This is a genomic window from Noviherbaspirillum sp. UKPF54, assembly GCF_007874125.1.
GTDB lineage: Bacteria > Pseudomonadota > Gammaproteobacteria > Burkholderiales > Burkholderiaceae_D > Noviherbaspirillum.
Genome location: NZ_CP040128.1, coordinates 2,657,166 through 2,670,045 on the forward strand (window position 1 = coordinate 2,657,166; position 12,880 = coordinate 2,670,045).

At 65.5% G+C, this 12,880-nt stretch carries 6 protein-coding genes; 4 read left to right on the forward strand and 2 right to left on the reverse strand.

The window, feature by feature from the left end; translation table 11 throughout:
- Positions 1-171 precede the first annotated feature (171 nt).
- The 3 genes from FAY22_RS12230 to FAY22_RS12240 all read left to right on the forward strand — a co-directional run bounded on the left by FAY22_RS12230 (position 172) and on the right by FAY22_RS12240 (position 6,193).
- Complete coding sequence (locus FAY22_RS12230) at positions 172-1,245, forward strand: type I glyceraldehyde-3-phosphate dehydrogenase (RefSeq protein WP_146330463.1); 1,074 nt, start codon at positions 172-174, stop codon at positions 1,243-1,245.
- Positions 1,246-1,514: 269 nt separating this feature from the next.
- The gene (locus FAY22_RS12235) at positions 1,515-3,332 is read left to right on the forward strand and encodes a bifunctional diguanylate cyclase/phosphodiesterase (RefSeq protein WP_146330464.1); all 1,818 of its coding nucleotides are present in this window, start codon (positions 1,515-1,517) and stop codon (positions 3,330-3,332) included.
- 140 nt (positions 3,333-3,472) lie between these two features.
- On the forward strand, positions 3,473-6,193 hold the full coding sequence (locus tag FAY22_RS12240) for a bifunctional diguanylate cyclase/phosphodiesterase (RefSeq protein WP_168204831.1): 2,721 nt from the start codon (positions 3,473-3,475) through the stop codon (positions 6,191-6,193).
- Here FAY22_RS12240 and FAY22_RS12245 read toward each other — a convergent pair.
- The gene (locus tag FAY22_RS12245) at positions 6,159-9,452 is read right to left on the reverse strand and encodes an exodeoxyribonuclease V subunit beta (protein ID WP_210411817.1); all 3,294 of its coding nucleotides are present in this window, start codon (positions 9,450-9,452) and stop codon (positions 6,159-6,161) included. The two genes, FAY22_RS12240 and FAY22_RS12245, sit on opposite strands and share 35 nt — an antisense overlap.
- An 8-nt stretch (positions 9,453-9,460) precedes the next feature.
- Positions 9,461-12,154, reverse strand: coding sequence for a PD-(D/E)XK nuclease family protein (locus FAY22_RS12250; protein WP_146330467.1), 2,694 nt, complete (start codon positions 12,152-12,154; stop codon positions 9,461-9,463).
- 322 nt (positions 12,155-12,476) lie between these two features.
- On the opposite strand from FAY22_RS12250, the gene trxA reads away from it, so the two are divergent.
- Positions 12,477-12,803 carry a thioredoxin TrxA gene (trxA, locus tag FAY22_RS12255; protein WP_040039314.1) on the forward strand — a complete coding sequence of 109 codons (327 nt, stop codon included), beginning with the start codon at positions 12,477-12,479 and terminating at the stop codon, positions 12,801-12,803.
- Positions 12,804-12,880: the final 77 nt, after the last annotated feature.

Genomic DNA, 12,880 nt, shown 5'->3' on the forward strand with positions numbered 1-12,880 from the left:
ATTGTATTTTTTCAATGATATGACACGCTCTTGCCCGCCGCCCGGCCAGACGCGCCCGCTTGATGGGATACAATGACAAGCCTGCCGACGGCCTTTTCCGGGCCAGCGCAGGCTGGCGCGGATGCGCCGCGATCGCCCGCGCCGGCAGGACAACCTTCCCGGTCCGAATTCATGCAACCTGCCCGCATCAACGATATCCCGTCACAACCTCCGGCCAGAATCGCCATCAATGGCTACGGCCGTATCGGCCGCTGCTTTCTGCGCGCGCTGCACGCATCGCCGTACCGCGAGAAGTTCCGGATCGTTGCGATCAACGAGCCCGCCGACCTGGCCACGATTGCCTACCTCACCCGCTTCGATTCCACCCACGGCGTATTTCACGGCAAGGTCGAGGCAGAAGGAGAATACCTGCACATCGACGGGCAGCCGATCCATGTCACGCATGCGACGACGCCGGAAGACGTGGACTGGAAAAGGCACGACATCGATCTGCTGATCGAGTGCTCGGGCCGCTATACCGGGCGCGACGAACTGGCCCGCTTTCTCGACGCGGGCTGCCGCCGCGTGCTGCTGTCCCATCCCGGGCAAAGCGCGCAGGACGTCGACCTGACGGTCGTCTACGGCATCAACCATGACGCCATCACCGGCGGCGAGCGCATCGTTTCGAACGCGTCGTGCACCACCAACGCCATCGTCCCGGTGCTCGACCTGCTCGATCGCGAGTACGGCGTCGAACATGCGCTCATGACCACCCTGCACTCCGTCATGAATGACCAGCCGCTCATCGACGGCTACCACCATGCGGACCTGCGCCTGACGCGCTCGGCCATGCAGTCGATCATCCCGGTCGCCACCGGCCTGTCGAAGGGGGTCGAACGTCTGCTTCCCCGGCTGAAAGGACGCACGCAGGCCAAGTCGGTGCGCGTGCCGATCCTGAACGTGTCGGCCATCGACCTCGTGGTCAGCCTCCGGCACGACGTCGCTGCCGCCGACCTCAACGCGCTGTTTTGCGCGGCGGCGCGCTCGGCGCCCGCCGGGCTGCTTGCCTATTCGAACGACCCGCACGCGTCGGTCGATTTCAACCACAATCCGCATTCGGCGACCATTGACGGCAGCCAGACGCGCACCATCGGCCCCCGCCTGGCGAACCTGTTTGTCTGGTTCGACAACGAATGGGGATACGCCAACCGCCTGCTGGACGTGGCCGGCTACTGGCGCGACCGTTTTTCCCGCGACGGCCGGTAAATGCCGGCCTGACAGCTCCCCGCGCCGCCACGCCGGATCGCGGCGTGTTTTAGTTCCACAGAGAAAATATTGCAAACTAGTCCGATCCCGACCTGACTATTGCGCACGCTCATTGTGTAGCAAGACACCTCCATTAAAGTGAGTATCGCACGTGCAACTCACTGCAATCGCCGATTCATCAACACGGCATCCACGCTGACAATGAGGAGCTCCCGCCGCTCCGGACCATCGCGCAGCCGCCTGCCGTCAATAAGAAGAACCAGCCGATAATGGAAGATATCGAACTATACAAGCGTCGTCTTGCCCAGGAAATCAGCGCGCGCCTGCAAGCCGAGGCGAATCTGCGGCAAAAGAGCACGGAACTTCCTTTTCAGGCCGGGGAGCGGGAACCGGAGACGCGCGCGGCGGAGGAACGCGACCGGCTCCTGGTGCAGCAGTCGCCCGACGCGATCCTGCTCGAATGCGAAGGCCGCATCGTGTTCGCCAATCCGGCCGCCGTGCGCCTGTATCGTGCCGCCAGCGCGGCCGACCTGCTGGGTCGCAGCGTGCATAGCCTGGTCGCGCCGGCCTACCGCGCCGTTACGCCGGGGACGTCCGCGCCTGGCGCCACGCTGCGCGCGACGGAAGAGCAGGCGCTCTGCGCGGATGGCGAGCTGATCGACGTCGCCGTCACCCGGCAATGGATCAACTATCTCGACAAGCCGGCGCTCTACATGGTGGTGCGCGACATCTCCGAGCGCAAGCGGAGGGAAACGCAGCTGCTCCACGAAGCAACCCATGACGCGCTGACCGGCCTGCCCAACCGCAACCTGCTGGTGGACCGCCTGCAGCTCGCCATCGCCGAAGCAAAACGATACCAGGAACGCTTTGTCGTCGCCTTCATCGACCTCGACCGGTTCAAGTGGATCAACGACAACTACGGCCACGAGACCGGCGACGCCCTGCTGAAAACCGTGTCCGAGCGCATGTCCGCCTGCCTGCGCGAGTCCGACACCATCGCCCGCCTCGGCGGCGACGAATTCGTGCTGGTGCTGCGCGACAGCACCAACGGCGGCGAGCCTGCCCAGGTGCTCAACCGCGTGGTCGATTGCGTGTCGATGCCGATCATGGCCGGCGGCCAGGAAATCCGCGTCACCTGCAGCATGGGCTGCTGCACCTACCCGGACGACGGCGAGGAGCCGGAAGCGCTGCTGCGCTTTTCCGACGTGGCGATGTATCGCGCCAAGGAAAACGGTCGCAACAGCGTGCAGCACTACAACGAGGAGCTGCGCCATCGCTTCAGCCAGCGCGGCACGCTGGCCAACGAATTGCGCCACGCCCTCGAGCGCGGCCAGTTCTCGCTGCGCTACCAGCTGCAGCTGGATCTGAAAAGCGGCGCCGTCGCCGGCATGGAAGCGCTGCTGCGCTGGCATCACCCGGATCTGGGAGAAGTCGAGCCGCACCGCTTCCTGCCGATTGCCGAGGAAACCGGCCTGATCGAGCCGATCGGCGACTGGGTGGTACATCATGCCTGCCTGCAGAACCGTCAGTGGCAGGACGCCGGCCTGCCGCCGGTGCGCATCGCGGTCAATCTCTCGCCGCGAGAGCTGGCGCGGCCCGGGCTGGCAGCGCGCATCGGACAAAGCCTGCGCAGTTCCGGGCTCGCCCCGGAGTATCTCGAACTGGAACTGACTGAAAGCGCTTCCATGCACATGCCCGACAAGACGCTGCAGCTGATGCAAAAGCTCAGGGAACTGGGCGTCGGCCTGTCGCTCGACCACTTCGGCACCGGCTATTCGAACATGCTGTACCTGCAGCGCTTCCCGGTCGAGAAGCTCAAGCTCGACGGCTCGTTCATCCGCGACATCGAGAACGATACGGGACGCCTGGCCATCGCCGACGCGGTAGTGTCCGTCGCACACCGGTTCGGCATGAAAGTCATTGGCGAAATGGCGGAGACCGAACGCCAGGTAGCCATGCTCGCAGCCTGCGGTTGCGACCAGGCACAAGGCTTCTACTTCAGCCAGCCGGTCGACGCGGACGAGTGCGCGCAGCTGCTGCGCGGCTATGGAATCCGCCGCCCCTTCGCCTCCGCCATGCCGTCATAAATGCAAAATGTATCCCTGTTGAACTTTCTGCAAGTCGCGTTCGTCTTATTGGAAAAAACCCAGGTTATATACCGGTCCCCTGCGCCAGCGCATGCACCGGCTGATGGGCCGTAATGCGGCATGCGCTGCACACTGACTTCATGCATCAAGTTACCAGCCACCGCGAGCGATATCGCCTCTTTGCCAAGGCCGCGAGCGCGATAGTCGCCCTGACGGGAACGATCGCCATCCTCGGCTGGCTCGGCGCCACTCCGTCCCTGCCTGCGCTGCTGCCGGATTTTTCCGCGACCAAGTTCAATTCCGCCGTCGGCCTGCTGTTGCTGGGGATTTCGCTGCATGTGCAGGCCACAGGTTCGTCCCGGCGCATGACGCTGAACTGCGGCCGCGTCGCCGCAGCGGCCGCCTTGCTGCTGGGCCTGCTGACCGCGCTCGAATATGCCGCCGAGGTAGACTTCGGCATTGATCAACTCTTCGCCGTCGACCGCAACGTGCCGGATGGCCATTACCCGGGCCGCATGTCGTTTGTATCGGCGATCAACTTCATGCTGTGTGGCTGCGTCTTGCTCCTGCTTACCAGGAATGCGGCCGCGCGCTGGACGGAGGGCCTGACCTTCCTGACCATCTTCAATGCCCTGATTCCCGCAATCGGTTACCTGTACGGAAAAACCGCGCTTTACCAAATCCCATATTTCGGCACGATTTCCCTGCCAGTCACGCTGGCCTTCCTGCTGCTGTGCGCCGGCCTCCTGGCATTGCGACCAGACTGCGGATTGATGGCACTGGTCTCCAACGACAGCGCCGGCGGCATCACCGCCCGCCGCCTGTTGCCAGCGGCCATCCTGCTGCCGCTGGCCGTCAACCGACTGGAATACTGGGGGCGCGACGCCGGGTTGTACGACGCAACATTCGGCATGATCGCGGTGACGCTGTCGAGCATCGCGATCTTTACGCTTTTGATCGGCTGGAACGCGCGGCTGCTGCTGCGTCTGGACAACAAGCGCTCGGAAGCCGAAGACGCCCTGCACGAGACGCTCGGCGCGCTCGAGCGCAACCTGGACATGCTGTCCAACACCAATGCGCGGCTGCAGGCCGAAATCAGCATGCGCCATGCCGTCGAGGAAAACCTGTTCCACGAGCACCAGCGCATGCAGGTGACCCTGAACTCCATCGGCGACGGCGTGATCACGACAGACATCGACGGCAAGGTCGTCTACCTCAATCCCGCCGCCGAGCAGATGTGCCGCTGGACCAATGCCGACGCGGTCGGGCAATCGCTGGACGCCGTGGCTAGGATCGTCGATCCGGTATCGCGGCACGCCGCCGCCTCCACGCTGGAAGCGACGCTGTTGGGCAACAAGGTCATGCGCCGGCCGTCGAGTTCGATCCTGATCAGGCATGACGGCACCGAGGCGGCCGTCGACGATTCCTGCGCGCCGATGCACGACCGCGACGGCCGGGTCGTCGGCGCGGTGCTGGTGTTCCGCGATGTGAGCGCCATGCGCGAAATGTCCCTGAGGATGGCTTACATCGCGCAGCATGACGCGCTGACCGACCTGCCCAACCGCTTCCTGCTGAACGATCGCCTGGCGCAGGCCATCGGCCTCGCGCAGCGTCACGGCACGCGCGCCGCGCTGTTGTTCGTCGACCTCGACCGCTTCAAGCACGTCAACGACACGCTGGGGCACGCGACGGGCGACCGCCTGTTGCAGGAAATCGCCCGACGTCTCAGGGCCGGCACGCGCGACACCGACACCATCTCGCGCCATAGCGGCGATGAATTCGTGATCCTGCTGCAACAGGTCAGTGACAGCATCGACGCCGCGCGCGCAGCGACGCAGGTGTTGAAATCGATCACCGAGCCCTACTTCATCGACGAACACGACATCCACGTCAGCGCCAGCATCGGCATCAGCATCTGCCCGGACGACGGCGCGGACGGCACGACCGTCATCAAGCACGCGGAAGCCGCGATGTACCAGGCCAAGGCGCAAGGCCGGAACAACTACCAGTTCTTCACCCGCCATATCAACGAGCGCGCGCTGCGGCGCTTTGCGCTGGAAAGCAGCCTGCGGCGGGCCGTCGCGCGCGAGGAGTCGGCGCTACACTACCAGCCCAAGCTGTGCATTGCGAGCGGACGCGTGATCGGCGCCGAGGCACTGATCCGCTGGAACAACCTCGGCAGCGGCCCGGTACCGCCGGCCCAGTTCATCCCGATTGCAGAAGAAACCGGCCTCATCATTCCGATCGGCGAATGGGTGTTGCGCCATGCCTGCGCCCAGAACCGGACATGGCAGGATGCAGGCTATGCGCCGATTCCGATCGCCGTCAACGTATCGGCGGTGCAGTTCCGGGATAAGAATTTTCTCGAGATGGTCGCGCGCGCGCTGCACGAGACAGGGCTGGAGCCACGCTACCTTGAGCTTGAACTGACGGAAAGCGTCACGATGCAGGACCTGGAGCTGACCGTGTCGCTGCTCGAAGCGCTGAAAAAAATGGGGGTCGGCCTGTCGATCGACGACTTCGGCACCGGCTACTCCAGCCTGTCCTACCTGAAGCGCTTCCCGATCGACACCCTGAAGATCGACCGCTCCTTCGTGCAGGACATCGCCACCGATCCGGACGACGCCGCGATCACCTGCGCCATCATCAGCATGGCGAAAAGCCTGAAGCAGAAGGTGATCGCCGAAGGCGTGGAAACGCCGGAGCAGTTCGAATTTCTGCGCCGCCAGGGCTGCGACGAAATCCAGGGCTACTACTTCAGCGAGCCGCTGGCGGCGCACGATTTCGAGCGCAAGGTGCTGCAGCGCGAAGCCGTCGCCACGCCCCTCACTCCAGCTCCCACAACCGTCCGTCCGCTGTAATCAATGCCGTCCTGATCGGCTTGCCGGGAAAGACGGCGCGCGCCGCCGACCGGTAGCGCGCCAGCTGCCCAGCATATGCCGCGCGCTCGCTGTCGAGCAGGTCGCGCTTGTAGTCCAGGATCCAGACTTCGTCGTCGAACACGACGGCGCGGTCGAAACGCACCAGCTCGCTGCCGTTCATGACTTCCATTTCGTTGCATGCGAACCGGAAGCGGGCCGGATTGAAGAAGCGCTCCAGCAGCGGCTCGGCGAATATTCGCAACGCCTTGTCCCGCACGCTCGCCGCCATCGGCTGCGGGCAGCACAGCCAGCGCGTCAAGCGCTCGGCGTCCGGCACCTGCGGCGGCCAGTTCGTCGCCAGCGTGAGGCGCTCCAGCAGGGCATGCAGCGCGATGCCTTCGTCGATGGCGTCGTTGCGGGCCGGCGGCGAGACGCTTGCCGGCGGCAGCGCTCCCGGGCTGAAGATCGGCAGGCTGAATTCCTGACTGCGCGCGGCGGCCAGCGCGTTGTCCGCCTCATCCGGCTGCAGCTCCGGGGTCAGCTCCGGCGCGCCCTGCAAGCGCTGGTACCAGCTGCCGTCGACGGCGCCGTCGGCCAGTGCGCCGCGCGTGCCGGCCACGCCGCTGACGATCAGCATTTCCTTGGCGCGCGTGATCGCCACGTAGAGCAGGTTCCAGTCTTCCTGCTGCCGGAAGCGATCTTCGGCCGCGAACAATTCATCGCGCGCGGCGCCCCGCTCATCCTTTTTCGCGAAGCAGGAGAAGTGCGTCGGCGCATCCGCGTCCTGCGGCCAGTCGCACAGGATGCCGCAATCGTCGCGCGCCGCCTCGCTGTGATTGGCGTCGACCAGCACCACGATCGGCGCCTCAAGCCCCTTCGCGCTATGGATCGTCAGGATGCGCACCGCATCGGCCGCGGCATCGACGGCCGCTTCGTCCGGCGCGTCGCCGGCGGCGCTCTTTCTGAGCAGTTCGAGCGCATCGATGAATTTCGGCAGGCTCGGGTAACGGCCGGCATCGAGGTTGAGCGCAAGCTCGGTGAAAGCCTCGATATTGCCCAGCACCTGCTGGCGCACCGACGGCTGCGCGGTCTGCGCATAGCGCACCACCAGCTCGCCCTGGTGCAGGATCAGGTCGATCAGATCGTGCACCGGCAGGCGCGGCGCCGCATGCAGCCAGTGCCGCAGCAGCACGGCAGCCCGCTTGACGACAGGCGATGCGCCGTCCGATGCCGCCGCCAGCAGGCGCGACCACCACGGCCCCTCCGCCGCTTGCGCGAGCGCGATCAGGTCGTCGTCGGACGCGCCGATGATGGGCGACTTCAGCACATGCGCCAGCGCCCTGTCGTCTCCCGGCGTGATCAGGAAGGTCAGCAGCGCGATCAGGTCGGCGACTTCGAGCGACTCCAAGAGGCCGCCGCGCTTGTCCGACACGAACGGAATGCCGGCCTCGCGCAGCGCGCTTTCGTAGGCGCTCAGATAGGTGCGCTTTTTCACCAGCAGCATGACGTCGGACCAGGCGCCCGGCGTGCCCGTGCGCGCCGCCAGCTCCCTTCTCGCCGCCAGGATCGCGCGCGCCACCGCGCGTCCCTCGTCGAGGCGGCGCGCGTCCTCCTCCTCGGCGCGCGGCGTGGTCAGCGGGTCGCGCAGCGCGAAGCCGCTTTCCAGTTCAGGCTCCCCGCCGGCGGAACGCACCAGCGGCAGCCGCCACACCGATCCTCCCTGCGATCCGAGCGTGGTCTGTGCCGCAAAAATCGGGTTGCCGGCGAAGCTGGCGTTGAGCAGGTCCACGATCGCAGAGGCGTTGCGCCGGGTCTGGTTGGTGCGCAGCACCGCCGCTCCCTGCGCCTGCAACAGCTCGCGCGCGGCGGCGAACACGCGCGGTTCGGCGCGGCGGAAGCGGTAGATCGACTGCTTCGGGTCGCCCACCACGAATACGCTCGGCTTTTGCGCATCGTCGCCGTAGGCGTTCAGCCAGGCGCGCACGATGCTCCATTGCAGCGGGTTGGTGTCCTGGAATTCGTCGAGCAGGATGTGTTTGTAGCGCGCGTCGAGGCGGCTCTGCAGGTAGGCCGCGTGCTCTTCGTCGGTCAGCAGGCGGTAGGCGTGCCACTCCAGGTCGCCAAAATCGAACACGCGCTGCTCGGCCTTCACCGCCTGGTACTGCTCGAGGAAGGCTGCGCCCGCGGTAAACAGCGCTTCGTTGAGCGCCAGAACGGTACGTTCGCTGCTGCGCTTTCTCAGCAGTTTCAGCTCCTTGCCGAGCGCCTCGAATTCCTCGTCGAAGGCGGCTGCTGCATCGCTGCCAAAATGCTTTTCCAGCGCCTTTTGCAGGTCCTTGGTCTTGGTATTCTTGCGCGACTCTCCGTCGCTGCCGAAAAACTCGTTGCACAGCGCATCGAAGCTGTCGATGCCGGCGCCCGCGCTCAGGGCCTTCTCGATGGCAGTCGCACGTTTCTGGTTGACCGCCGTTCCCTGCCCCAGCAGCCGCGCGACGCCCTGGATACGCTCCGTCAGCCGCCCGTCCTGCCACAGCGTCAGCCGCGCATCGCATTGACCATCCTCACCGCACAGCTCCCGCAGCCAGGCAAGCGGCGCGTCCTCTCCGGACTGCAGCGATGCCCACCATTCGGCGCGCTTGTCGACGAAGGCGTCGAGCAGCCGGCGCGCATTCCAGTCGCCGACCATGTCGTACAGCGCAAGCAGCGCCTGCCGCACCTGGCCGTTGTCCTCGTCGCCGAGCGACTGCATGAAGCGGCTGTACGCATCCAGCATCAGCTCGCCGGTCACTTCCGCCAGGGAGTACCCGTGCGGCACGCCCGACGACAGCGGGGCGATCTGCACCAGCCGCGCGAACCAGCTGTGGAAGGTGTCGATCGACAGGCTTTGCGGGCTGGCCAGCACGCGGTCGTACAGGCTGCGCGCCAGCGGCAGCACGCCCGGCAGCTCGCGCTCGTCGATGCCGCGCTCCGCCAGCAGCGCGCGCACCTCGGCTTCGGGCCGCAGCGCCAGTTCGTGCAGCAGGTGCAGCAGGCGCTCGCGCATTTCCTGCGCCGCCTTGCGGGTGAATGTAATCGCCAGCAGCTCGGAAGGCTCGGTCCCCGCCAGCAGCAGGCGCAGCATGCGCGCCACCAAAAGCCAGGTCTTGCCGCTGCCGGCGCATGCTTCCACCGCCACCGAATGGCGCGGATCGCATGCGATGCGCGTGAACTGCGCGGCGTCGACCGCCTGCCCATTGGCTTCGTATGCGCGTGGCGTCATCTCCCGCATCACCATGCTCCCTTGCGGCACAGGCCGCGCACTTCGCAAAACACGCAGATGCGCTCGATGCCGGCGGCCGGCAACGGCGCGCCCTGCCCGATGGCGCGGATGTTGGACACGATCTGCGCCTCCAGCAGGGCCTGCCACTGGCCGTAATTCGGCGCGGCGGCGTCGCCGGTCCTGTCCTTCGACGCCTCCAGCGCGACGTAATGCGCGCCGGCCACCGGCACATCCGACAGCAGGCCGTAGAACGCCAGCTGGTGGTCGTCGCTCTCCCTGGCCTTGTCGCGCAGGGACTGCATGTTCCTGGTCTTGTAGTCGAGGACAGCGCGCTCGCCGTCCGCGTTCTCGTCGATGCGGTCGACGCAGCCGTGCAGGGTGACCTGGCCGCCTTCCCAGGACAGCGTCTTCTGGAACCGCTGCTCGCCGACCACGAACTGCCAGCCCTGGCTTTCGCGTTCGCCGGCCCACGCCAGGTAAGCCGGAATCACCTTTTGCCAGCGCGCGTAATAGCCGAGCGCTGCCGCGCTGCGATCGAGCGCCTGGCTAAACACCTGCTCCGAGATGTCGCGCAGCAGGGATTCGCGTCCGTCGCGCGGTATTCGCCGGTCGCGCACGGCCTCGTGGTATCGCCTGAGGATTTCATGCAGCCAGTCGCCGTAGTCGCGCTTTTCGGGCATATCCGACAGCTCGCCCAGTCCGTCCAGGCCCAGCATGCGCGTGGCGAAGAATTGATACGGGCACGCCACCAGGCTGTTATAGCCGCTGGCCGACAACCGGCGCGGCACGAGCTGCGGCGCGGCCGGCGCCGGCATGGATGGCGGCGCACAGCGCAGCGCGTGCGGTTCGAGCCGGATTTCGCGCAGCGGCACCTTGGATTGGCCCGCGCGTTCCAGCGCCAATTGCAGGCGTTCGACCCAGCTGCTGGCCAAATTGGGCTCGCCGTTCTTGTACGACTGCCAGGACAGCGTAACTTCCGGGTTCGCGCTCAGCAGTTCGGCGAAATCGCGCAGTTGCTGGCGCTGGCGCATTTCCCTGGTCGGCAGCCCGAGTTCGCGCCGCACGGCATTGGCGAAAAACAGCATTTCATCGAGCCGGGACGGCAAGTGATCGGTATCCGCGCCGACCATCAATACCGCGTCGAAGCAGCGCAGCTGCGCGCCGTTCAATTGCAGCATTGCCACGCGCCGGTCGAAGTCGGAAGGCACGAACGGCGTCAGCTCCATCTGCAGGCCGAGGAAGGCACGCCACTCGGCAAACGAGAACGGCTGATGCATGGTCTGCGCGTCCTGGATCAGGGTATCGAGCAAGGCCGCCACCTGTGCGCCGGCGGCATCCTGCTGCAGCGCCTCGCGCATGCCCAGTTCGTTCATGACGGCGCTGGTGAGCACCGCCCACTCTCCCAGCGTCTTGCGCCCGGCAAACAGTGCCGCCTGCCGCGCCACTTCGCGCAGCATTTCCCGCGCCGCCTGGGCGTCGCGCAGCACCGCATCCGCCGCCTCCCAGCCTCCCAGCACATTGAAGCGGCGCAGCGCATGCTCGATCGCCATCACGCGCTCGCCCTTGTCGGGCAAGTGCGCGAACAGGAAAGGCGACTTCAGCAAATCCAGCAATACGACGGTTTCCGCGCGCGTGGTCACCACGTCGAGCAGCGTGGCGACGGCGGCGGCGGCGCGCGTGGTCGACAGCTTCCAGCCGGTTTCGTCGGAAACGAACACCTGCGCCCGCTCCAGCAATGCGCGGATGCGTCGCGCCACGACACGGTCCTGGGCGATGATCGCGATGCGGCTCTTGCCGGACCGTAGCCAGTCGAGTACGGTCTGGGCGCCGCGCTGCGCCTCCTCCTCCAGGCTGCCGGCGGCGCACAGCGACAATCCGGCCGGCGCCCCGGACAACGGCAGCGGCTGCTCCGGTGCCTCGCCGTCCAGCATCTCGCTCCAGGCGGCCGCGTACACCGGCGCGACCGCCGCCGCCCGCCAGTCCAGCGTTATCGGCAGCACCGGCTGGCGCTCGGCGTAGGCATTCAGGAATGCCTGGTGGTAGGCATCTGGCGCCACCGGGCTCATCCAGACCAGCGGCTCGGCGGCGTGCGCGGCCAGGCGCATCATTTGCGCATAACAGGAGGCGACCGGATCGTTGCCGTCGAGCTGGCTTTTCCACAGCGTCCACACCAGTTGCGCTTCGTCGGACAACGTGTCGCGCACCAGCGGCGGAAGCTGCTCGAGCGCCGCCTGCCATCGTTCTTCGGGCGCACTAGGGCATAGCTGCAGCGATGGAACCAATGCGCGGGTTAATTCATCAAACAGGGTCAACAGGGTTTGCGCCAGCGGCAACAAGTCCGTGTTGCGGCGCGCAGTGAACAATTTCTTAAGCCATCCGTGCTGGCGCAGCTCGGCATAGAGCGACATCATGCGCTCGCTCGCGGGCGCAACCGGCAGCGTGGCCAGATCCGGCGGCAGCATGTCGATCCAGGCGGCCAGCGTGGTAATACGCGGCGCGATGAAGGGGCGGCGCAGCTCGGCGGACAGCGCCGACTTCAATTGTTGCGCATGGACGAAGCCCGGCACCAGCACCCGCACCGATGAAAAATCGCAGGCCTGGCCATGCGCATGCGGCGGCAACAGACCACTACCAAGAATCGCTCGCGCGGCCAGCGGCCAGAAGTCGGCAGAGGGAGGAATCAGCAGCGGATCATGCAACATGTGGATTGGCCAGGACGAGAGTTGCGGCAGAGTGGATGATTGGCGCGCCGCGTGACGCCCGGCCCGATGGCCGCGCCAGCAATTTTATGTGAGTTAGGGCAAAAAAATGGGGGCCACACTACACTTTTTATGAAAATCGGTTATGATTTGACCAATATCCCGCCGCACTACCTCTTGCAGTACCCTCCAGCAGGCTTGAATTCGCAATCAACGTCTCCACTTGCGTATTGCATCCCGGACACGTTGGTTGGCTGGGATTGAGCAAGGTCAGTAAGTCTGTTGGCGTTGACTTGACCCCTTTTACCCTCTACTCGAGGAAATCATGAGCGAAAACATTAAATACATCACTGATGCCTCTTTCGATTCGGACGTCCTGAAGTCCGACAAGCCGGTCCTGGTCGATTTCTGGGCTGAATGGTGCGGCCCCTGCAAGATGATCGCCCCGATCCTGGAAGAAGTCGCCAAGGAATACGACGGCAAGCTGCAGATCGCGAAGATGGACGTCGATGCCAACCAGGCCGTTCCGGCCAAGTTCGGCATCCGCGGCATTCCGACACTGATCCTGTTCAAGAACGGCGTGCCGGCGGCGCAGAAAGTCGGCGCCATGGCCAAAGGCCAGCTCACGTCATTCATCGACAGCAATATCTGATTGTGACCAGCGCGGCGGTACATTCGTACCGCCGCTGTTAAATTGACCACCCGCGCAGTTCCCTCCCCCACCTTGCT